Source organism: Lonsdalea britannica (assembly GCF_946477055.1).
Lineage (GTDB): Bacteria > Pseudomonadota > Gammaproteobacteria > Enterobacterales > Enterobacteriaceae > Lonsdalea > Lonsdalea britannica_A.
The window spans coordinates 12357-33705 of the sequence record NZ_CAMKXG010000004.1; the positions used below are offsets into that span (position 1 = coordinate 12357).

Consider the following 21349-nt stretch of genomic DNA (forward strand, 5'->3'; position numbering starts at 1 on the left):
TTACGCAGAGGTATGGCACGAATCGCGTGCAGACGCGCCTCGTGACCGCCTACATTATCAGGATGTTTTCTTACTCATGATGGCGAATCAATGACAATTATCACTCAGGTTGCAGAGCAGCGAAAAACGCTGGAACAGGCAGTGGCGCAGGCGCTGGAGTTGGCCCGCGCCGGTTCGGATGCCGCGGAAGTCGCGGTGACCAAGACCACGGGGATCGGCGTCAGCACCCGCTATGGCGAGGTGGAAAACGTTGAATTCAATAGCGACGGCGCGTTAGGCATTACCGTCTACCATCAGCAGCGCAAAGGCAGTGCGTCCTCGACGGACCTCAGTCCGGAGGCGATTGCCCGTACCGTGCAGGCCGCGCTGGATATCGCGCGATACACCTCGGTTGATCCCTTCGCCGGTCCGGCGGATGAAGCCCTGCTGGCGTTTGATGCGCCGGATCTGGATCTGTTTCATCCTGCCGAGTTGGATGCGGAGCGCGGCATTGAGCTGGCGGCCCGCGCGGAGCAGAGCGCGTTGCAGGCGGATGACCGCATCACCAATACGGAAGGCGGCAGCTTCAACAGCTACTACGGCGTGAAGGTCTTCGGCAATAGCCACGGAATGTTGCAAAGCTACTGCTCCAGCCGCCACTCCATGTCCAGCTGCGTGATCGCCGGCGAAGGCGGCAACATGCAGCGCGATTACGCCTACACCATCGGACGCGCGCTGGACGATCTGAAAACGCCGGAGTGGGTCGGTCAGGAGTGCGCACGCCGCACGCTGTCCCGACTGGCGCCGCGTAAGCTGTCTACCATGCAGGCGCCGGTGATGTTCGGCGCGGAGGTCGCGACCGGCCTGTTCGGTCATCTGGTGGGTGCCATCAGCGGCAGCAGCGTTTATCGCAAATCCACCTTCCTGCTGGATCAGCTGGGCCAGCAGATCCTGCCCGAGTGGCTGACGATTAGCGAGTTGCCGCATTTGCGCAAAGGGCTGGCGTCCACGCCGTTCGACAGCGAAGGGGTTCGCACGCAGGCGCGCGATATTGTGAAAGACGGCGTGCTGCAAACCTGGCTGATGACCTCCTATGCGGCACGCAAACTGGGAATGCAGAGCACCGGTCACGCGGGCGGCATTCACAACTGGCGCATCGCCGGGCGCGGTCTGGACTTCGACGGCATGCTGCGCGAAATGGGAACCGGGCTGCTGGTGACCGAACTGATGGGACAGGGCGTTAGCGGCGTGACGGGCGACTATTCGCGCGGCGCGGCCGGTTTCTGGGTGGAGAACGGTCAGATCCAGTACCCCGTCAGCGAAATCACTATCGCGGGCAACCTGAAAGACATGCTGCGTAATATCGTCACCGTAGGCGACGATATTGAAACCCGCAGTAATATCCAGTGCGGTTCGGTCCTGCTGCCGGCCATGAAGATCGCCGGGGCGTAATCCCCGACACACGCGGCGCTGATTGCGTCGCGTGTTCCCCTACAGTTTCAGCCTCAGCCCGTCGTACGCCGCATGCACATGCTTTGGCAACGGGTGCTCCCGCATCCAGCAATCCAGTGAATGACCGATATGCGTCAGGTACATTTTTCCCGGTTTTAACCGTTCGAAGATCGCCAGCGCGAGGTTCAAATCGTTGTGATTTCTGGGAGGCGTGGGCTGCGGTGGCTCGCTGCAGTCGAGCACCAGATAATCCAACGGCCGTCCGGCCAGAAAACGCTCGGTGTCCTCCGGCAGCCCCACGGTATCCGTGAGGTAGGCCAGCGAAGTGGACGGCGTCTGGAACAGATAACCATAGGTCATTCTGGAGTGGCGCAGCGGCAGCGGCGTGGTCGCCACACGGCCGAACAGCACCGTGTCGAAGGGCGTCAGCGGAGGCTGGAATTGCAGCATGCCGGGGTGCTTGTACAGATCGTCGCAGCCATCGGGATCGGGCGGCCCGAACACCGGTATCGCTTCGCCGCAGCCCCAGCGCAGCGGGAATAGTCCCTGAACGTGGTCCATGTGGTAATGGGTGAGCAGAAAGCGATGAATCTCCCCGGCGCTGAAACGGTTGTCCAGATCGGGCAAGCCTGCGTCGATCAGCGTCATTTCCCCCTGGTCGATCAGCGCGCAGCAGCAGGCGCGCCGCCGACGTTGCAGAGACGAGCGTGCGCTCTGACACACCACGCAGTCACAGCCGAAAGCCGGAACCTGCTGCGCGCCGCCGGTGCCCAGAAAATGAAATATCGACGTGTGACGCGTCTCATCAGACATTCTCTTTTCTCTCCGTTTAAGACAGCAACTGCCAGAATCGCGCCAGCGTCTGGGGCAGCGGACCGTCGTTATGCAGTAAGGCGCAGTCTGACGGCAAATTGCGCTGCTGTTCCTGCGCCCGCAATAGTCGCGCTTCGATCTGAGTCTCATTTTCCCGTCCGCGCGTCAGCAGCCGTTGACGCAGGATCGGGGGCGATACCGCCAGACAAAGCGGAAACAGCCGCGCGCCGTAACGCTGTTGCGCCTGTTTCAGGTAAGCCCGCGAGCCGTTGACGACCACATCCAGATCCCGTTCCAGCCACAGATCGATCTCGATGCCGATGGCGTAGTGGTAATGATGCGCCTGCCAGTGCAGAGCGAACAGGCCGTGACGACAACGTTGGCCAAACTCGTTGGCCGTGAGCGGAACGTGGTTTTCTCCGGGCAGACCGGCAGGCCGGGTGATGTAGCGGTGTGCAACCAGCAGGCGTTGCGGCGAGCTGGCGCGTATCGCATCCAGCAGACTGTCCTTTCCCGCGCCCGAAGGCCCTATCAAATAGATCAGTCTGCTCATATCAGAATACCTGCTCGCCTTGCCGCCATACCCGTTGCAGCGTCATTTGCGGGCCATGACGACGGACCAGAACCAGATCGGCGCGCTTCCCTTCGGCGATTAGCCCCCGGTCATTCAGACGCAGCGCCTGAGCCGGGTTACGGCTGACCAGCGCAATAGCCTGAGGCAGGCTGTAGTCGTTGCGCTCGTCTTCTGCTATCAGAAACGCGGCTTCCAGCAGACTGGCGGGGTAGTAGTCCGAAGAGAGGATATCCAGCAAACCGGCTTCCGCCAGCTGATGCGCGGCGACGTTGCCCGAGTGTGAGCCGCCGCAGATCACATTGGGCGCGCCCATCAGCACATGCATCCCTACCTGATGGGCCGCGCGGGCGGCGATCTCCGTCGTGGGAAATTCGGCGATCGCCACGCCGTGACGATAGGCGTCCATCACGTGTTCTTCCGCCGCATCATCGTGGCTGGCCATCGTGATCCCTTTGGCCCGGCAAAGACTGACGATGTCTTCACGGTTGGACAGGGACCAGCGCTGCGAGCCTTCAATTTGGTCCGCTTCAAACTGCGCCATTTGCTCATCGTTGAGGTGGTATTTGCCTTTGTAATACTCGTGGTACTTCTCCCGCGAGGCGAACTGGCGCTGGCCCGGCGAGTGATCCATCAACGACGCCAGCGTGACTGGCGGCAGGTCGCACAGTTGTTCAAATAGCGGCAGCGTATCCTTATGCGGCAGTTCGCAGCGCAGATGCAGTAAATGTTCCGCGCGGTTCAGGCCCGCTTTCTGCGTCTCGACCACCGTATCGGTCATCTTGCGCAGGTTGTCGAGCCGGTGGCCGCCGTCCCGGACATCGCCGACGGCGATTGCGTCCAACACGGTGGTGATCCCGCTGGAGATAATCGCGGCGTCGTGCGCGCGCATGGCGGACGTCGGCGGCCAGCTGACGCCGGGACGCGGGGTGAAAAATTTGTCGAGGTTGTCGGTATGTAGCTCAATCAGTCCGGGGATTAGCCACGCGCCGCCGCCGTCCAGCGCTTCGGGTAAATGGCTCGGCGCATCGCTGACGTGCTGAATCACACCCTGATGAATCGATAACGATCCGTTGATGACCTCGTCCGATAACACCATTCGTACATTATTGATGATCATAGGATCCCTCCTCATGAGGCGCGGTGACGGGCATGGCATAGATGCGGTCAGACACGCGTGCGCGAACCTCTTCGTCATGGAAAATACCGACGATGGCCGCACCTCTCGCTTTGGCCTGAATGATGGACTGCGTGACGGCATCGCGATTGACCGCATCCAGCGAGGCGGTCGGCTCATCCAGCAGCAGAATGGGGTAGTCGCCGATAAGTCCGCGGGCGATATTCACTCGCTGCTGTTCGCCGCCGGAGAACGTGGCTGGCGCCAGCGACCACAGTCGCTCCGGCACATTCAGCCGAGTCAGCAATTCACCGGCGCGGATTTCGCTTTCCTGACGCGAAATACCCCGCTCCAGCAGCGGTTGGATGACGGCGCTTAGGGTGCTGATGCGCGGAATGACCCGTAAGAACTGGCTGACCCAGCCGATCGTATGTCTGCGCACATCGAGGATGTAGCGCGCGTCGGCCGACACCATGTCTACCCAGTCGTCCTGGTGGCGTGCGTAAATGTGGCCGCGATCCGGCTGATAGTTGCCGTAGAGTGAACGCAGCAGCGTGGATTTTCCGCTGCCGGAATGGCCGTGGAGGGCGATGCACTCACCGCTTCTCACCTCGAGATTGATGTCTCTGAAAACCGGCAGACGAGCGCCCTGCTGGTTATGCAGTACGAAAGTTTTACTCACATGTTCAATGCGTAGGCGAATATCCATTAAAGGCGCCTCCTGGGGGGTTGGTCTGCTAGAGGATGGATGACACCAGCAGTTGGGTATAAGGATGATGAGGGTCGTCCAGCACGCGGTCGGTCAGCCCCTGTTCGACGACTCGCCCTTGCTGCATGACCAGCAGACGATGGGATAACAGGCGCGCTACGCCCAGATCGTGGGTGACGATGACGACCGCCAGCTGCATGTCCGTCACCAGCGTACGCAGCAGGTCAAGCAGGCGGGCCTGGACCGATACATCCAGTCCGCCAGTCGGCTCATCCATAAAAATGAGGCGCGGCGAGGTCACCAAATTGCGGGCGATTTGCAGACGCTGCTGCATCCCGCCGGAGAACGTGGTCGGCAGATCGTCCATCCGTTCGGTGGGCAATTCGACGTTGCTCATCCAGCGCTCCGCCGTCTCGCGGATATGGCCGTAATGGCGGTCGCCGATAGCCATCAGGCGTTCGCCGATGTTGCCGCCCGCGGACACCGCCGGGCGCAGTCCCTGCAGAGGATGCTGCCAGACAATGCCCCATTCGGTGCGGATCAGCGCCCGACGCTGACGCTCGCTGATGTCATAAATCGACAGCGTTTGCTGCTGATTATCCCGGTAGGTGACGGTGCCTTGCTGTGGCGTCAGGCGGGCGGAAATCGCGTTGAGCAAGGTGGTTTTACCCGACCCGGATTCCCCGACGATCCCCAAAACTTCACCCGGCCATAGCTGGAACGAGACATCCTGGAACCCTTTTCCCGGCGCATACAGATGGGTGAGCGTATCGACGGACAACAGCGGACCGCCGTCCTTACCGTGGTTATTGCGTGTTTTCATGCTCTTTCTCCTGATGGTCCTGTTGCTGCTGGCAATAGTCGGTGTCCGAGCAGACAAACATGCGGCTGCCCGCATCATCGATGACGACTTCGTCCAAAAAGCTGTCATGAGAGCCGCAGATAGCGCAGGGCTCGTCCCACTGCTGCACGGTGAAGGGATGATCGTCGAAGTCAAGGCTTTCGACGGGGGTATAAGGGGGAACCGCATAAATGCGTTTTTCGCGTCCGGCGCCGAACAGTTGCAGGGCCGGCATCATATGCATTTTGGGATTATCGAATTTGGGGATAGGAGAAGGGTCCATCACGTAGCGCTGATTGACCTTGACCGGATAGGCGTACGTGGTGGCGATGTGCCCGTAGCGCGCGATGTCCTCATACAACTTGACCTGCATGACACCGTACTCTTCCAGCGCGTGCATTTTCTTGGTCTCCGTCTCCCTCGGCTCGATAAATCGGAGCGGCTCCGGAATAGGCACCTGGTAGACGATGATCTGATCTTCCTTCAGCGGCGTCTCCGGTATTCTGTGGCGGGTCTGAACGATGGTCGCCTCCGCCGTCTTTTCCGTTGTTTCAACGTTGGCAACGTTGCGGAAGAAATGGCGGATAGAGACGGCGTTGGTCGTATCATCGGCCCCCTGGTCGATGACTTTGAGAACGTCGTCCGGCCCGATGATGCTGGCGGTAATCTGAATACCGCCGGTCCCCCACCCGTAAGGCATCGGCATCTCCCGGCTGCCGAAGGGCACCTGATGGCCGGGAATGGCGATAGCTTTAAGGATGGCGCGACGGATCATGCCTTTGGTGCCTTCATCCAGATAGGCAAAGTTATAGGCGGTTTGTTCTACATCTTCAGAAGCGTTAGTCGTCATGATGTTGGTCTTCCTGCGTGGATGAATACTCCTGTCGCAGACGCTTGAGGAGTTCCAGTTCTGATTGAAAATCGACGTAATGTGGGAGTTTCAGGTGAGAGACAAAACCGGCCGCTTCGACATTGTCGACATGAGACAGAACAAACTCTTCATCCTGAGCCGGACCCTGGACTTCTTCGTGGTAGTCGGCGGCCTGTAGCGCACGATCCGCGAGTGCCACGGTGATCGCTTTGCGTTCGGCGCGGCCAAAGGCCAGTCCATAGCCGCGGGTAAAGTGCGGGGCTTGTTCCATGGGTTTGATAAAGCCATTGACGGTTTCGCACTCGGTTAACAGGATGTCGCCGATTTCCACCGTCATATCTACTTCCTGGATGAACAGCTCCACCTTGGCCAGACCGGTGCGGATCTCGCCGACAAAAGGGTGATTGCGGCCGTAGCCGCGCTGGGTGGAGTAACCCAGCGACAGTAAAAAACCCTCATCGCCGCGGACCAACTGCTGCAAACGTGCGGAACGCGGACACGGATAGCTCGGCGGCTGCAGGGTGATATCCGCCGGCTCTTCGTCGAGGTCTTCCACCGGCGGCACCAGCCCCTGCTGCGTCAGAAAATGGAACGCATGAGCCATCGTCTCTTCGTCCTCGCTTTCTTCCTGCGTTTCCGGCGCTGTCGGAGCTGTCGGCTGTGCGCCTTCGGCCAGAAGCCTGAAGTCCAGCAGCCGGTGGGTATAGTCGTAAGTCGATCCAAGTAGTTGCCCGCCCGGGAGATCTTTAAAGATGGCGGAAATACGCCTTTCCAGGCGCATGGATGCAGTATCTAGCGGTTCGCTCACCCCCCAGCGTGGCAGGGTGGAACGATAGGCGCGCAGCAGAAAAATCGCTTCGACGAGATCGCCGCTGGCCTGTTTGATCGCCAGCGCAGCCAGTTCGCGATCGTAGATATTGCCTTCGGTCATGACGCGGTCGACCGCCAGGCCGAGCTGCTGTTCAATTTGTTCACAGCTCAGCTCCTGGATATGCGGCTGACCGCGCCGACGGCAGGCTTGAAGTTGGTGTGCGGCTTCAATGGCTTTTTCACCGCCTTTCACTGCAACATACATCAGCACTCCTCCACTCGAGTGGTTCGGGGTATAGCGAGCAGCTTCTTGCCAGAGGTGAAAAGAAAATCGAGTCCCATAGGGAAGGGATGTGGCCGCTCGCAGAGATAGCGCCGTATCGCGCTGGGAAGATGCGGAGAGATGATTTTGACGTTATTCACGCCAGGGCCGCTAAGCTTCAGGCACCTGCCGTTGTTGAGTCCATCAACCTCCAGAATGATGGTGGCCGACTTTTCCGGCTCGATTTCGTTGCCGCAGGGGAAGCACATCAGATCGTGTTGGATCGGACGACTGTCGAACGTGTTGGTTTTCCCGTTCAACAGGACGAAATACGCTTCTGCCGCATTGGAGGTAATCGGGACATTGGTGTGCAAACACAGCGTTCTCAGCAGGAGTGGATTACTGATATTTCGGTCGATGAACAGCGGCGTTTTGTGGCTGCTCAGCGTCAACAGCACGGCGATGGTCGATGAAGAAATATTGTCCAGTCCCTCAATCCCGGGAACGGTCACAGTGACCCCGGGTTCGCTCATGGCTTTGACGATTTTCCTGAAGCAGGCCTGAGTGCCGAATACCGGATTAGCGAATCCATTCAAAATGTCCATGATTACTCTCCTCTGACCAACGTAAAGAAGTTGACTCGACTGGCGGCGACTTCTCGTCGCTGACGGTCATGTTCAGCTTGCTGTTGCTTGGCAAGAGGAGAGACCACGTTTTTCCACAGCTGGTTAAAGGCGGACTGGGTTTGTAATAAAGCATCAATCAAGGCACAGCGCTCGGCATGGGTCTTGTCTCTGCCGAGGATATAGCCGTAGCCGCAAATGCCGTCCGTAATCTGCAGAGCCGAGCGGGTGACGGTCATATCGCCCACCATAAAACGCTGCCCTGTGGATTCCATGCGCCCTTGTAGCTGGATCAGGCCGATTTCCGTCGGTCTGAGTAATTGATAGTCCGCGGCAATATTGAGGGGTTGCCAAAATGACAGCAGTGCTTCGGCACGGCTGCGTGACAGCACGGACATCCAATAAGCTCGTTGCTCTTTCTTCGCCACCATTTACGCCTCCGGCTCTTGCTGTTGTGACTGCTTCGACAAATAGGCAAAACACGCGGTTTGATCCTGGGGCGGCCTGAGGGCTTCGGCGGTATTCAGATAGATGCGCTGAACACGGTCAAAAAAGGCGCTATGGATCGCTCGTTCCTGAAACAGGGCGTGTGCCAGATCCAGGTCCTTGATGCGGATAGCTAACGGGACGGAAACCAGGTCAGTGGGGTGAAGATAGCGATTCAGCATCACCTCCATATAGGTGGAGCGACCTCGCCCTAGCGGTAGCGCTTTCTGCAAAGCGGACTGGCTGATGCCGGACTTCTCCGCCAGCAGAATGGACTCTGCGGCGACCAGCAGGTGGACGGCTTCGCAGTAGTTGTTGATCACTTTCATGGCCTGCGCGGCCTGGTTGCTGTCCATGACGGCATAGTCGTTGCTCAGGAAGGAGAGCAACTGGGGCAAAACGTCGGCAAAGGCCGGCGGGATGGGGCCTACCCAGCAAGCCAGTTTGCCGGTGCGCGCGCCTTCGGGCCCCCCGGAAACGGGGGCTTCTACGTAGTGAGCGCCGTGTCGTTGGAAAAATGCCTCCATGTGCTGGCTATCTTGGGGACCGATAGTGCTGATATTGACAATAAGAGGCTGACTTTCTTCGAGTTTATTTTTTATTTCAGGGGTGCAAAAAAGCGTTTTAGTGGCCTGAGCATCGGTCAGGCAAATCAGGATGATCTGTGCTTTACGCGTCAATAACTGGCTGAGTGAGCTCACCGCGTGTGCGCCGCCGCCGGTGAGTGCTTCAGCTTTACTTGCCGTACGATTGTAAAGGCTGAGGGTGTATTGGCACTGGCGTAGCCTGAGTGCGATCGCCTTTCCTAGTACGCCGACGCCAACCAGGGAAATGTGTTTTGTCATATTGAGCATCCTTTCAACGTCACCGCTTCGGGGAAGGGTGGCTGGGGTGTTATCAGTTCGAATGAGCCGACTGTGACAGAAACCGCATAAAGCAGGATCGGTTCTGAGAGGGCGATGTGGTGGGCCGTCCCAGATTGCCGCGGTGTCCAATACGGCATTTCACTTCGATGAACTGACTTCCCTGACTCGCCAGCGCCTTGCGAAGAGCGGCTTGCAGAGCCTCTCGGCTTCCTACCGCCGTGACTCGGCGATAGCCGCAGGCGGTAGCGATGGGGGCCAAGGGGAGGTGCGACGCGGCCGTCGGCTGACCGCCGACGGATTCATGAGCGCCGTTATTGATGACAATATGGATAAGCGTGGGCGAAAGGGCACTGTTGGTCAGCCCGCCCATATGCATGAGCGTTGCGCCGTCGCCGTCCAGGCAGACGACTTTCTTGCCCTGTAGACCTTCGCTGATGCCCAGCGCTATCTGGCTGGCGAGCCCCATGCCGCCCACGGTCAGAAAATCGCGATCGTGTTCTTCGCCTCGTTGTTCTCGTAGCTCGAACAGCTCGCGCGATAGCATACCGGTGGTGCTGACGATGGGGACGTCGGCCGGGAGTGCCGACAGGACTTCCGCGACAATCTCCTCGCGCAGCAGCGTGGCTGACGTCGCGGATGGTTGCTTAGGTTGTTTGCAGGGAGAGAACGTATTTTTACGCACGACCAGAGCGACAGGACGTTTTTCGTTTTTTGCCTGTTGCAGTAGCTGGTCTACCTGCGGGAAATCACTGTGAGGATCGCCTTCCAATATACGGTAAGGAATATTCAGTACATCTAACTGCGGGAGTGTGACCCGACCCTGCATCACGTGCTGTGGTTCGTCATGCAGTTGAGTTCCGTCTGGTTTTGTTTCGCCACGCCAGCCGATAATAAATAGCGCCGGGATACTGTAAACATCCGTCGTCGCCAGCGAACAAACCGGATTAACGATATTTCCCAGGCCGGAGTTTTGTAAATAAACAACGGGAACTGAATCGGTAGCCAAATGGTAGCCAATGGCCATTCCCGCCGCTGCTCCTTCATTGCAGGCTAACTGGTGATGAATGTCTTCTTTTGTTCCGTCAATAGCCAGACACAATTCTTTTAATAAAGAATCAGGGACGCCACTATAAAATTTAATACCTTTATGGTGTAAAAAACCCAAAAATTCATCAGGGCTAATCATAATAAGTTCCTTCTTCTTTGATGATTGGTGAGGTTGCTAAATTATTAGGCTTTTAGTAATTACTTTGTGCCGGGAATTAAGTTGAGGATCTCCTTTATAGAAATACATTTGTCTTCTATTTCTTGTGTGCGGCCATGTTTGAGAATTTGAGGCAGAATTTCGCGCATGGCTGGATAAGAAGCTCGCAACATATGGTTGGCATAAATCACGATGTTAAAACCACTCTCGACCAGGTGTTCGAAGGTAATGTCATTGAAACTGGTCGGCACGCAAATCAAGGGGATCTGCGGGTAGTGATGACGAAATAGTTTTGCAAACTCGAGAATCTCATCGGGAGTTTTAAGGCGGCTGTGGATCATAATGCCGTCCGCTCCCGCTTCGACATAACGCAGCGCGCGGTGGATAGCGTCGTCCATACCAGTTTCTAAAATCAGGCTTTCAATGCGCGCAATCAGCATGAATTCCGGCGTCAACTGAGCCTGTTTGGCCGCTTTGATTTTGGCGCAGAAGTCCTCCACCGCCGCCTGAGTTTGTTTGACTTCATTACCGAATAGCGAATTTTTTTTCAGGCCGGTTTTATCCTCGATGATGATGGCGGAGATACCCAGGTTCTCGGCCTCGCGGATGTGGTACACCAGATGTTCAATCTGGCCGCCGGTATCACCGTCAAAAATGAGTGGGCTATTTGTGACATTAAAAATATCCGCGATGGAATTAAACCGGCGGCTGTAATTGACTAATTCTGTATCGGGCTGACCCCGTAAAGTAGAATCGGTCAGAGAACTTGACCAAAAAGCATCAAAATTGTAATGCTCGTCACCTTTTGTATATTCCGCTTCTTCAATCAGCATGGCGGATAATGGGCTGTGAGCTTCCATTACGCGAATGGCTTTTTTGTTATTCAGCAGTTCCCTCAATGCGCCACGACGAGAACCAGGCGTTTGGCCTTTATTGGCTATGCTTTTAGACATATTAATATCCTCATTATTGTATTTCCATCACTTAAACTTATCCGTTGGTCATTCGACGCAGCCCGAATGAAATAAGATTATTCCGGCTCGCTAGCGAGTAATTGGGCTAGGTCGTGTTTTGTATTTTATTAATAATGACTTTCATTTCAAATCAGATCCGGTTTTTGAGTTTTTTTTGCAGTTATTTATATCTTTATGAAGTTAAAAGAAAAAATGGCAGCATTGGTTAAAAAGAAATAGGATAAACACCTTGTTAATCTGGCGAATAAACATGATCGTATATTGTTTAAGGCCATTTCCAGTTTTTGGGCCTAAGGGAAATTTGAGGCTTCTTTATGAAAATGAAGATAAGAAAATAACTTAATGTTATTTACCCGTCTTAGTTGTGAACGATTACTTTTTCGAAAGTAACAAAAAATATAGGACCATTATAGGAACAGTGATGTTATTTCCTGCAGGGCAAAGGGATAGCGCGGAAATAGTTTATGCGCGAGGAAATACAGCGCCCTAAGAGGGGGGAAGAAAAAGAGAAGTATGAAGAGGAAAAACGAGCGGTACTCGCGCTACTCTTCGTCAAAGCCCGCATTGAACAGCTCAACGACGGCGGCGAGCGCTTCGTTTTCGTCCGGACCGGTCGCTTCGATCTCAATATGCCGACCCTTGGCGGAGTCCAGCATCAGCATGGCGATGACGCTGCTGGCTTCCGCCTGAGTACCGCTTTCATTGCGCAGAATGACTTCGGCATCGAAGTTTTGTACCAGTTCAAACAGTTTCATCGCCGGACGGGCGTGCATACCCAGGCGATTTTTGACTTCTACGGTATGTCTTACGGTCATGATTTACGTTTTTCCAGCGTACGGTGGCGCAGTTGCACGTTTTTGCCTCTGGAGCGGAAGTAATCGGCCAACTGCTCGGCGACGTACACCGAACGATGTTTACCGCCGGTGCAGCCAATCGCTACGGTCAGGTAGCTGCGATTGTTGGTTTCCAACATCGGCAGCCACAGCTCAAGATAGCTGCGCGTTTGATAGATGAAGTTATGCACTTCGGTATGGCGATCCAAAAACGCCGCGACAGGTTTGTCCAGCCCGGTCATGGGTCGCAGCTTCGGATCCCAGTGCGGGTTCGGCAGGAAGCGAACGTCAAACACATAGTCGGCGTCAATCGGGATACCGTGCTTGTAGCCGAACGATTCAAACACCATCGTCAGCTCGCGTTCGCGCTTGCCCAACAGGCGGGCGCGCAACATTTCGGCCAGTTCATGCACTGACATCTCGGAGGTGTCGATGATCAAATCGGCGCGGGAGCGCAGCGGCTCCAGCAGATTATTCTCTTCGTCGATGGCGTTTTCCAGCGACAGGTTCTGGCTGGATAGCGGGTGCAGGCGACGGGTATCGCTGTAGCGGCGGATCAGCGTATTGCGGTCGGCGTCCAGGAACAGCAGCTGCGGCGAGAAACTGCTCGGCAGTCGGGTCAGCGCCTGTTCCAGCACTTCCGGCGTTTCCGGCATGTTGCGCACGTCAATGCTGACCGCCGCCGATATATTCCGCGCCGCCAGGGCATTAGCCAGATCCGGCAACAGAATTACAGGCAGGTTATCCACGCAGTAGAAACCCATGTCTTCCAGCGCGCGCAGGGCCACGGATTTGCCCGAGCCTGAACGACCACTGACAATCATCAGCACCATCTGACGACTCCCCCAGGCAGCGGAATGGTGTAGGTCTCGCTGCCACCGTTAGCTTATGTTAGTCATCCGGCTTTCGCCGGAATTTTTACCGGACGCAGACGCTGTCTGCATGGTATCCGGTACTGTCATATTCTTTGTTTGGATGCGATTCGCCCCTAGGTTCAGGGCTGATCGGCGCTATCCGATTCGGTCATGATCTGATACAGCTCTTCGTCGCTCTGCGCACTCCGTAAACGGCGGCACAGCGCCTTATCCGACAGCTGTCTGGCGACCAGCGCCAGCGTATTCAAATGGGTTTTACATTGTTCGGCGGGAACCAGCAAGGCAAACAGCAGGTCCACAGGCTGGTTATCTATGGCATCGAAGGCGACGGGGTGATCCAGATGGATGAAGACGCCTACGGCGCTTAGCGAGTCATCGTTCTCCAGCTTGCCATGAGGAATGGCAATACCGTTGCCGATACCGGTGCTGCCCATACGTTCCCGCGCCAGAATGGCTTCAAAGATAATCTGTGAGGGCAGATTGAGCTGTGCCGCCGCCAGTTCACTGATGATTTCCAGAGCGCGCTTTTTACTCTGGCAGTTCACAGCGTTGCGGGTGCACTCCTGTCGAAGTACGGCGCTGAGTTGCATAATGGAATCGTTATTCATTTTATATTCACCTGACAACACTAGGGCCTCCAGCTACCGAAACGGCGGCTCTTACCGAGCGGGCCGTTCCGGTCCCTGCGCCTGGAGGCGGGGCAATAATCAGTGCTGCTTCAGTTTATCCTTATGTTTGTTTAACTGTCGCGCCAGCTTGTCGATGAGAAGATCGATGGCGGCATACATCTCGCCCGCTTCTGATGTGGCATGCAGCTCACCGCCGTTAACGTGGATCGTGGCTTCAGCAATTTGCTGAATTTTTTCCACTTTCAGCACCACGTACACCTGATTAATGCGATCGAAATACTGTTCCAGCTTCGCGAATTTGGTGTTTAAAAATTCGCGCAGGGCATCGGTAATGTCGACATGGTGTCCGGTAATGTTCAGCTGCATAGCGTCTTCCTTCTCAGTTCAAGGTCAAACCAGTTGTTTACGCTGGTTGGACGGTGGGATGGATAAAGACTCGCGATATTTGGCAACGGTGCGTCTAGCGACGATGATCCCCTGATCGGAAAGCAGGGTGGTCAGCTTGCTGTCGCTCAGCGGTTTGGCGGGATTTTCCGCAGCGATTAATTTTTTGACCAACGCCCGGATGGCGGTGGACGACGCTTCTCCGCCGCTGTCGGTATTGACGTGGCTGGAGAAAAAATATTTCAGTTCGAAGATGCCGCGCGGGCTGTGCAGAAACTTCTGCGTCGTGACGCGGGAAATGGTGGACTCATGCATCTCCACCGCCTGAGCGATATCCGCCAGCACCATGGGCTTCATGTACTCTTCGCCGTGATCGAAGAAAGCCTGCTGCTGTTCGACGATACAGCGGGTGACCTTCAGCAGCGTGTCGTTGCGGCTCTCCAGACTTTTGATGAGCCAGCGGGCTTCCTGAAGATGACTCCGGATAAACTGGCCGTCGCTGTCGCTGCGCGTGCTGTTGCCGAGCGCAGCATACTGCTGGTTGATCTGCAGCCGCGGTACGCTGTCAGTATTGAGTTCGACGGACCAGCGATCCTGCACTTTACGCACCAGGACGTCGGGGATCACGTATTCCGATTCCCCGGTGTTGATGGACTGTCCCGGACGCGGATCGAGCGACTGAATCAGCGCCAGAGCTTCTTTCAGCACGTCTTCTTTGAGACGGCTGGCGCGGATGAGCGTGCGGAAATCGTGATTCGCCAGCAGGTCGAGATACTCGCTGACGATCAGCGTGGCTTCTTCCCAGCGCGGCATTTTATTGTCGAACTGCGACAGCTGAACCAGCAGACATTCGCGCAGATCGCGCGAAGCCACGCCCACCGGATCGAAGCGTTGCACCCGTTTCAGGACCGCTTCCACTTCTTCCATCGTCAGCTCTTCGTTACCGACGCTGTCGCGGATTTCTTCCAGTGAAACGGTCAGGTAACCGGTGGGGTCGACCGCGTCGACGATGGAGGTCGCGATGGCGGCATCGGTGTCGGAGAACGGCGTCAGCTCCACCTGCCACATTAGATAATCTTGCAGCGATTGTGTCGTTTCGCCCTGATAGACCGGCAGCTCATCATCGCGGTAGTCGGTGCTGGTGCCGGAGGGCGTGCCCGCCGTGTAGATCTCATCCCAGGCGGCGTCCAGCGGCAGCTCGTCGGGCATATCTTTCTGCTCCAGCGCTTCCCGGGTATCCAGTGCTTCGCTGCTGCTGCTTTCTTGCGTCTCGACCTCCTCGTGGGGATCGGTTTGTTCCAGCAAGGGGTTGCTTTCCAGCGCCTGTTGAATTTCTTGCTGGAGTTCAAGCGTGGACAGCTGCAACAGGCGGATTGCCTGCTGTAACTGTGGCGTCATTGCCAGTTGCTGGCTAAGCCTGAGTTGCAAACCTTGCTTCATAAATAGCGCTAACTTCCCTTGGATAATACGAACAAAAATATGACGTCAGAGTCGGAAGCCTTCGCCCAGATAGACACGTTTGACCTGTTCATTGGCCAATATATCCGCCGGTGATCCGTGGGCGATGAGATGGCCCTGGCTGACGATATAGGCACGTTCACAGACGTCCAGCGTTTCGCGGACGTTATGGTCGGTGATTAGGACACCCAGACCGCTGTCGCGGAGGTGTTCGATAATTTTCTTGATATCTATCACCGAAATTGGGTCCACCCCGGCGAAAGGTTCATCCAGCAGAATGAACTTGGGATTGGCTGCAAGCGCTCGGGCGATTTCCACTCGGCGACGCTCACCACCGGAGAGAGATTGTCCCAGACTATCGCGTAAATGAGCAATATGAAACTCTTCCATCAGCTCATTGGCGCGGTCCGCCTGCTGTTCCTGCGTCAGATCCTTACGGATTTGCAGCACGGCCATCAGGTTATCGTAGACGCTCAACCGCCGGAAAATCGATGCTTCCTGCGGCAGGTAGCCGATGCCGCGGCGTGCGCGATCGTGCAGCGGCAGCAGACTGATATCGTCGTTGTCGATGATGATACGGCCTTCATCGCGCTGCACGATGCCGACGACCATATAGAACGTGGTGGTCTTGCCCGCGCCGTTCGGACCCAGCAGGCCGACGATTTCGCCGGAGTTAACCTTAAGGCTGACGTTTTCCACGACCTTGCGGCCTTTATACGCCTTAGCCAGATTTTCTGCGATTAATGTAGCCATGAGTTATTGCGTCGCTCGCTGTTGCGGTTTGGGGGACTTGGCCGGTGCGGTGCGCTGGCCGTTCTTGTCCTGCAACTGGGACGGAACCAGAACCGTTGTCACACGCTTGCCTTTATCGCTGAATGCTTCCATCTGCTGCTGCTTGACCAGATAGGTGATGCGATCGCCTTTGACGTTGCTGTCCAGCTGTTCCAGATAGGCGTTGCCGGTCAGGATGACGTTGTCTTTATCCAGCTCATAGCGCATTTTCTGTGAGTGGCCTTTGACCGGTTTGCCGTTGTCCTGCATCTGGTAGAACGTCGCCGGATTCCCGAACCCTTCGATGACTTCACGACCTTGCTGGCCCTGAGGACGGGTGACGACGACTTTGTCCGCCTGGACCTTGATCGATCCCTGCGTGACGATGACATTGCCGGTAAACGTGACGACGTTGCCCTGCATGTCTAAAGACTGCTGGTCGGAGTCGATGTGAATCGGCTGATCGGTATCGCCGGTCAGCGCCAATACCGGCATGCTGGCGGAAAACAGCGAGCTGGCGATCAGCGCGTGGCGCAGTGCTTTATTGATTTTTTGGAATTTCATAGGAGGTTTTTACCTTTTCGATCAACTCTGCTGTCTTGTTGCGCAGATTTCCACGCATTTTTAAACCATTAGAGGTAAAGCTGGCACCGTATAGCGTCACTTCATCATCGGATGAGACATCCTGGGTGATCAGGTTTACCTGGGCATTATCTGTTTTGACCCGTTCCAGCTGGGAATCTGTCGTCAGGCTGTTCATCTCGACATGGCCGTACAGATACAGCATGCGGTCCTTAGTCAGTTTGGCTCGATCGGAGCGGACTGACCAGGTCGCGACGCCTAATTCGTTGTACATGGTGGCGACCGGCTGGGTGAACCAGGTCAGCTGATCATTTTCGTAATATTCGGCTTTTTCAGTCACCAGCTTGTAGGCCAGTTTCCCCGTAGGGTCATACACCACGGTGAGGTTTTGCTGAGTGGTGTAGGTCGGCGCGTTGTTCTCCGACACCGCCGGTGCCGCGTCATCGTGGGTAGACGTCAGATTCAAGCCGATCAGCACCAGCGCGATCAGTGCCAGCAGGGCGGTCAGCCAGCGCTTTGTTTTATTCATATCGACAACCCTTTAGCCAACTCCAGCTTGTCCTGCGCCTGCAGAATCAGGTCGCAAATCTCGCGTACGGCGCCGCGCCCGCCAGCGGTGCGCGTCACATAATCCGAGCGGGGCAACAGCAGCGGATGGGCATCCGCCACGGCGACGCTCAGTCCGACTTCCGCCATGACCGGCCAGTCAATCAAATCGTCGCCGATATAGGCGACCTGATGGGCCTCAAGCGCCAGTTTATCTAACAGCTCGCGGAAGGCCAAAAGCTTATCAGACTGTCCCTGATAAAGGTGAGAAATCCCCAGGGTCCTGCAACGGTCTTCCAGCAGCTTGGCAGAACGACCGGTAATAATGGCGACGTCGATGTCGGACGTCAGCAGGCAGCGGATGCCGTAGCCGTCCCGGACGTTAAATGTTTTCAGCTCTTCGCCCTGATTGCCCATGTAGATCAGACCATCGGACAGCACGCCGTCCACATCGCAGATGAGCAGACGGATATCTCGGGCCTTGCCCATCACTGCGTCGGCGACGGGGCCGTAGCAGGTCTCGGTGTTCGGCGGGGTTTTACTCATTTCACGCTTGTCCTTGGTTTACAGCCGGGTTGAAGTCGTTGGGTCAACGCCAGGTGACGCGGTGGCTGGATTAAACCACACCTGCCCGCAGCATGTCGTGCATATGCACAACGCCGACCAGACGATCGTCTTTGGCGACCATCAGCGCCGTTACATGTCGCGACTGCATCAGGTTCAGCGCGTCTACGGCCAGCATTTGCGAGGTCACGCGAATACCGCCGCCCGTCATGACGTCGACGATGCGCGCGCTGTTCAGATCGATATTCAGATCGAAAATGCGACGCAGGTCGCCATCGGTGAAAATCCCTTCGATGGTGCCGTCGGGCGCGCAGATGGCGGTCATTCCCAGGTTCTTACGGGTGATCTCCAACAGCGCATCGCGCAGTGAGGCATCGCGGGGCACGCTGGGGATTTCATCACCGGTGTGCATGATATCGTTCACCCGCAATAACAGTTTGCGGCCAAGTGCTCCGCCCGGATGAGACAGGGCGAAATCTTCCGCGGTAAATCCGCGAGCCTGCAGCAGCGCCACCGCAATCGCGTCGCCCATTACCAGCGTAGCAGTTGTGCTGGAGGTGGGCGCCAGACCCAGCGGGCAGGCTTCCTGCGAAACATGAATGCAGAGATGGTGGTCGGCGGCCTTTCCCATGGTGCTTTCCGGGTTGCCGGTCATGCAGATCAACGGGACGTGCAGACGTTTGAGCACGGGGATCAGGGCCAGAATCTCATGGGATTCGCCGGAGTTGGAGATGGCGATTACGATATCCTGCGCGGTAATCATCCCCAGATCGCCGTGGCTGGCCTCGCCGGGATGCACGAAGAAGGACGGCGTGCCGGTACTGGCGAAGGTCGCGGCGATCTTGCAGCCGATGTGACCGGATTTCCCCATGCCCATTACGACGACTTTGCCCGCACAGCGGAAAATCATCTCGCAGACGCGGGTGAAGTTGTCGTCAATATACTGATCCAACTGAGCCAGCGTTTCGCGCTCGATGGATAAAACCTGTTTCCCTGCGCTCTGGAAATCGAAATTGGAGGGTAGCTCAAAGTGTGACATTCAAAACGTCCTGCGTTGCCGATAAGGCCCGGCTATGAAAAAAAGAACAGCACGGCGAGGTAAGCGATAAACGCGCACAGCAATAGCGCGCCCGCGCCCTGACCGATGCACCGTTTCTGGCGTAGGCACAGTGCCGCCAGCAGTACGCTGGCTCCCAGCATCACCCAGTAGTCGCGGCTGAACGCCAGTGGGTTCACCGAACCGGGGGAAAGCAGCGCCGGCACGCCCAGCACAATGCCGATATTAAAAATATTGGAACCGATCAGATTGCCCAGCGCGATGTCGTCTTCTTTCTTCAGCGTGCCGACGATCGCGGTGGCGAGTTCGGGCAGGCTGGTGCCGATAGCCAGCACCGTCAGACCGATGGTTAATTCGCTAATATTGAAGCTGCGGGCGATCACCGTGGCGTTGTCCACGACGATGCGAGTCGCCATGGGCAGAATAATGACGCCCAGCACCAGCCACAGTAAGGCGACGGTCGAGTTATTATCGCGCGGCAGCTCATCCATCTGCTCGCGCGTCAGGCTATCCACGCCTGCATGTTGGGCGGTACGGGCCATGCGCAGTATCAGTATGATCGAGACCGCGGCCGCCAGCAGCAATATCACACCATCCAGTCGGCTGAGGTCATGATCGTGCAGCAAGACGCCGCACAGCGCCGTGACGATCAACATCAGCGGCAGTTCCCGACGCACCAGAACCGAATGGAAGGTCAGTGGGCGAATTAATGTGGCGCTGCCGAGGATCAGCAGAATGTTGGCGATGTTGGAGCCGAGTACGTTGCCCACCGCCATATCTATCTGATGATTCAGCGCTGCGGTGACCGAAACCATCAGTTCCGGCAACGAGGTACCAAGCCCGACAATCGTAATGCCGATCACCATCGGTGGAATGCCGAAGGAGCGGGCCAACACGGCGGCACCGTAAACCAGTCGGTCGGCACCATAAACCAGCAGAATCAAACCAACAATCAAGAGTACTGTCGCAAAAAGCATGCAGCGTCCTTTATTCAGGTATAATCACCGGTTTATTGGCGCACAAACCAGTATTTTTTGGACGAATAGTGAACAAGAAAGTCATTTTTCATCTTTGGCGCTAATTTTGACTGTGTACTGTGAAAAAGTAAAACCAATGGCAACTTTGGTCACGAATTAGTGATGGCCGTTTGTCACAGTGAATGCCCGATGCGTCATCCGGCGTGGAAGGACGGTTCAACATACGGTCTTAATGCTGATGACTGCGCCGCTCGCGCAGTCGGAAAGGAAACACATGATGAATCCCGAAATCTCTAACCTGGTTGAAGTTCGCGGGCTCAGTTTTCGCCGGGGAAATCGGCAGATTTTCACCGATATTTCTCTGAACGTTCCCAAACGCAAAGTGACGGCCATCATGGGGCCGTCCGGTATAGGCAAAACCACGCTGTTGCGCCTCATCGGCGGACAGCTGCCGCCGGACCAAGGTGAAATCTGGTTCGATGGCGAAAACATTCCTGCGCTTTCCCGTTCGGGCCTGTACGAAGCCCGTAAAAAGATGAGCATGTTGTTCCAGTCCGGCGCGCTGTTTACCGACCTGAACGTGTTCGATAACGTCGCCTGGCCGCTGCGCGAGCACAGCCAACTGCCGCCGGAATTGTTGCACACCATTGTGATGATGAAACTCGAAGCGGTAGGGTTGCGTGGTGCGGCCTCTCTGATGCCGTCCGAGTTGTCCGGCGGGATGGCGCGACGTGCGGCGCTGGCGCGAGCCATCGCGCTCGACCCGCAGCTGATTATGTTTGACGAACCGTTTGTGGGGCAGGACCCGATTACGATGGGCGTGCTGGTCAAACTGATCGATGAACTGAATCACGCGCTCGGTGTCACTTGTATTGTGGTCTCGCACGATGTGCCCGAAGTGTTGAGCATCGCGGACTATGCCTACATCATTGCCGATCAGCGCGTGATTGCCGAAGGCACACCGAACGATCTGCAGCAGAACGCCGACCCGCGTGTCCGCCAGTTCCTGGACGGTATTGCCGACGGGCCGGTGCCTTTCCGCTATCCGGCGGGAGATTACACACGCGAGCTGTTGGAAGCAGGGAGTTAATTTAT

General features: G+C 56.5%; 25 protein-coding genes. 2 read left to right on the forward strand and 23 right to left on the reverse strand.

Annotated elements, in window-relative coordinates; all coding sequences use genetic code 11:
- The first annotated feature begins 90 nt into the window (after positions 1 to 90).
- The gene (pmbA, locus tag Q7O77_RS00755; protein ID WP_304162406.1) at positions 91 to 1431 is read left to right on the forward strand and encodes a metalloprotease PmbA; all 1341 of its coding nucleotides are present in this window, start codon (positions 91 to 93) and stop codon (positions 1429 to 1431) included.
- A 39-nt stretch (positions 1432 to 1470) separates the two neighbouring features.
- On the opposite strand, the gene phnP is transcribed toward pmbA, so the two are convergent.
- The 23 genes from phnP to Q7O77_RS00870 form a co-directional block, all read right to left on the reverse strand.
- Positions 1471 to 2244: a phosphonate metabolism protein PhnP gene (phnP, locus tag Q7O77_RS00760; protein ID WP_304162409.1), complete on the reverse strand. Its 774-nt coding sequence runs from the start codon at positions 2242 to 2244 to the stop codon at positions 1471 to 1473.
- A gap of 16 nt (positions 2245 to 2260) precedes the next feature.
- Complete coding sequence (phnN, locus tag Q7O77_RS00765) at positions 2261 to 2797, reverse strand: ribose 1,5-bisphosphokinase (protein ID WP_304162412.1); 537 nt, start codon at positions 2795 to 2797, stop codon at positions 2261 to 2263.
- A 1-nt stretch (position 2798) separates the two neighbouring features.
- Positions 2799 to 3935 (reverse strand): alpha-D-ribose 1-methylphosphonate 5-triphosphate diphosphatase, encoded by a 1137-nt coding sequence (gene phnM, locus Q7O77_RS00770; RefSeq protein WP_304162415.1) that lies wholly within the window; start codon positions 3933 to 3935, stop codon positions 2799 to 2801.
- Complete coding sequence (phnL, locus tag Q7O77_RS00775; protein ID WP_304162416.1) at positions 3922 to 4641, reverse strand: phosphonate C-P lyase system protein PhnL; 720 nt, start codon at positions 4639 to 4641, stop codon at positions 3922 to 3924. The genes phnM and phnL overlap by 14 nt, the downstream gene beginning before the upstream one ends.
- Before the next feature lie 28 nt (positions 4642 to 4669).
- A complete protein-coding gene (phnK, locus tag Q7O77_RS00780) occupies positions 4670 to 5464 on the reverse strand; it encodes a phosphonate C-P lyase system protein PhnK (protein WP_085651076.1) in 795 nt (264 codons plus the stop codon).
- Positions 5448 to 6332: an alpha-D-ribose 1-methylphosphonate 5-phosphate C-P-lyase PhnJ gene (locus Q7O77_RS00785; RefSeq protein ID WP_085651075.1), complete on the reverse strand. Its 885-nt coding sequence runs from the start codon at positions 6330 to 6332 to the stop codon at positions 5448 to 5450. Before Q7O77_RS00785 ends, phnK begins: the two co-directional genes overlap by 17 nt.
- Positions 6322 to 7428 carry a carbon-phosphorus lyase complex subunit PhnI gene (locus Q7O77_RS00790; protein WP_085651074.1) on the reverse strand — a complete coding sequence of 369 codons (1107 nt, stop codon included), beginning with the start codon at positions 7426 to 7428 and terminating at the stop codon, positions 6322 to 6324. The genes Q7O77_RS00785 and Q7O77_RS00790 overlap by 11 nt, the downstream gene beginning before the upstream one ends.
- Positions 7428 to 8030 (reverse strand): phosphonate C-P lyase system protein PhnH, encoded by a 603-nt coding sequence (phnH, locus tag Q7O77_RS00795; protein ID WP_085651073.1) that lies wholly within the window; start codon positions 8028 to 8030, stop codon positions 7428 to 7430. The genes Q7O77_RS00790 and phnH overlap by 1 nt, the downstream gene beginning before the upstream one ends.
- A 2-nt stretch (positions 8031 to 8032) precedes the next feature.
- Positions 8033 to 8476: a phosphonate C-P lyase system protein PhnG gene (phnG, locus tag Q7O77_RS00800; RefSeq protein ID WP_304162489.1), complete on the reverse strand. Its 444-nt coding sequence runs from the start codon at positions 8474 to 8476 to the stop codon at positions 8033 to 8035.
- Positions 8477 to 8479: 3 nt separating this feature from the next.
- On the reverse strand, positions 8480 to 9379 hold the full coding sequence (locus Q7O77_RS00805) for an NAD(P)-dependent oxidoreductase (RefSeq protein ID WP_304162427.1): 900 nt from the start codon (positions 9377 to 9379) through the stop codon (positions 8480 to 8482).
- 52 nt (positions 9380 to 9431) lie between these two features.
- Positions 9432 to 10586 carry a phosphonopyruvate decarboxylase gene (aepY, locus tag Q7O77_RS00810; RefSeq protein ID WP_304162431.1) on the reverse strand — a complete coding sequence of 385 codons (1155 nt, stop codon included), beginning with the start codon at positions 10584 to 10586 and terminating at the stop codon, positions 9432 to 9434.
- A gap of 59 nt (positions 10587 to 10645) precedes the next feature.
- Entirely contained in the window at positions 10646 to 11557 is a 912-nt protein-coding gene (gene aepX / locus Q7O77_RS00815) for a phosphoenolpyruvate mutase (protein ID WP_304162434.1), read from the reverse strand.
- Positions 11558 to 12120: 563 nt separating this feature from the next.
- Positions 12121 to 12393: a PTS phosphocarrier protein NPr gene (gene npr, locus Q7O77_RS00820; RefSeq protein ID WP_304162437.1), complete on the reverse strand. Its 273-nt coding sequence runs from the start codon at positions 12391 to 12393 to the stop codon at positions 12121 to 12123.
- A complete protein-coding gene (rapZ, locus tag Q7O77_RS00825; protein ID WP_085651067.1) occupies positions 12390 to 13244 on the reverse strand; it encodes an RNase adapter RapZ in 855 nt (284 codons plus the stop codon). Before rapZ ends, npr begins: the two co-directional genes overlap by 4 nt.
- 161 nt (positions 13245 to 13405) lie before the next feature.
- Complete coding sequence (gene ptsN, locus Q7O77_RS00830) at positions 13406 to 13894, reverse strand: PTS IIA-like nitrogen regulatory protein PtsN (RefSeq protein WP_304162441.1); 489 nt, start codon at positions 13892 to 13894, stop codon at positions 13406 to 13408.
- A 99-nt stretch (positions 13895 to 13993) separates the two neighbouring features.
- The gene (hpf, locus tag Q7O77_RS00835; protein ID WP_085651065.1) at positions 13994 to 14281 is read right to left on the reverse strand and encodes a ribosome hibernation promoting factor; all 288 of its coding nucleotides are present in this window, start codon (positions 14279 to 14281) and stop codon (positions 13994 to 13996) included.
- 24 nt (positions 14282 to 14305) lie between these two features.
- Entirely contained in the window at positions 14306 to 15739 is a 1434-nt protein-coding gene (gene rpoN / locus Q7O77_RS00840; protein ID WP_304162445.1) for an RNA polymerase factor sigma-54, read from the reverse strand.
- Between the two features lie 45 nt (positions 15740 to 15784).
- Entirely contained in the window at positions 15785 to 16510 is a 726-nt protein-coding gene (gene lptB / locus Q7O77_RS00845) for an LPS export ABC transporter ATP-binding protein (protein WP_085651063.1), read from the reverse strand.
- 3 nt (positions 16511 to 16513) lie between these two features.
- A complete protein-coding gene (lptA, locus tag Q7O77_RS00850; RefSeq protein WP_304162449.1) occupies positions 16514 to 17092 on the reverse strand; it encodes a lipopolysaccharide ABC transporter substrate-binding protein LptA in 579 nt (192 codons plus the stop codon).
- A complete protein-coding gene (gene lptC, locus Q7O77_RS00855) occupies positions 17070 to 17639 on the reverse strand; it encodes an LPS export ABC transporter periplasmic protein LptC (protein ID WP_304162452.1) in 570 nt (189 codons plus the stop codon). Before lptC ends, lptA begins: the two co-directional genes overlap by 23 nt.
- A complete protein-coding gene (gene kdsC, locus Q7O77_RS00860; protein WP_085651060.1) occupies positions 17636 to 18202 on the reverse strand; it encodes a 3-deoxy-manno-octulosonate-8-phosphatase KdsC in 567 nt (188 codons plus the stop codon). Before kdsC ends, lptC begins: the two co-directional genes overlap by 4 nt.
- Before the next feature lie 70 nt (positions 18203 to 18272).
- A complete protein-coding gene (kdsD, locus tag Q7O77_RS00865) occupies positions 18273 to 19259 on the reverse strand; it encodes an arabinose-5-phosphate isomerase KdsD (protein WP_304162458.1) in 987 nt (328 codons plus the stop codon).
- Positions 19260 to 19291: 32 nt separating this feature from the next.
- Positions 19292 to 20254: a calcium/sodium antiporter gene (locus Q7O77_RS00870; RefSeq protein WP_304162460.1), complete on the reverse strand. Its 963-nt coding sequence runs from the start codon at positions 20252 to 20254 to the stop codon at positions 19292 to 19294.
- 277 nt (positions 20255 to 20531) lie between these two features.
- Here Q7O77_RS00870 and mlaF point away from each other — a divergent pair, with 277 nt between their 5' ends.
- Complete coding sequence (mlaF, locus tag Q7O77_RS00875; protein ID WP_304162491.1) at positions 20532 to 21344, forward strand: phospholipid ABC transporter ATP-binding protein MlaF; 813 nt, start codon at positions 20532 to 20534, stop codon at positions 21342 to 21344.
- The last annotated feature ends 5 nt before the right edge of the window (positions 21345 to 21349 follow it).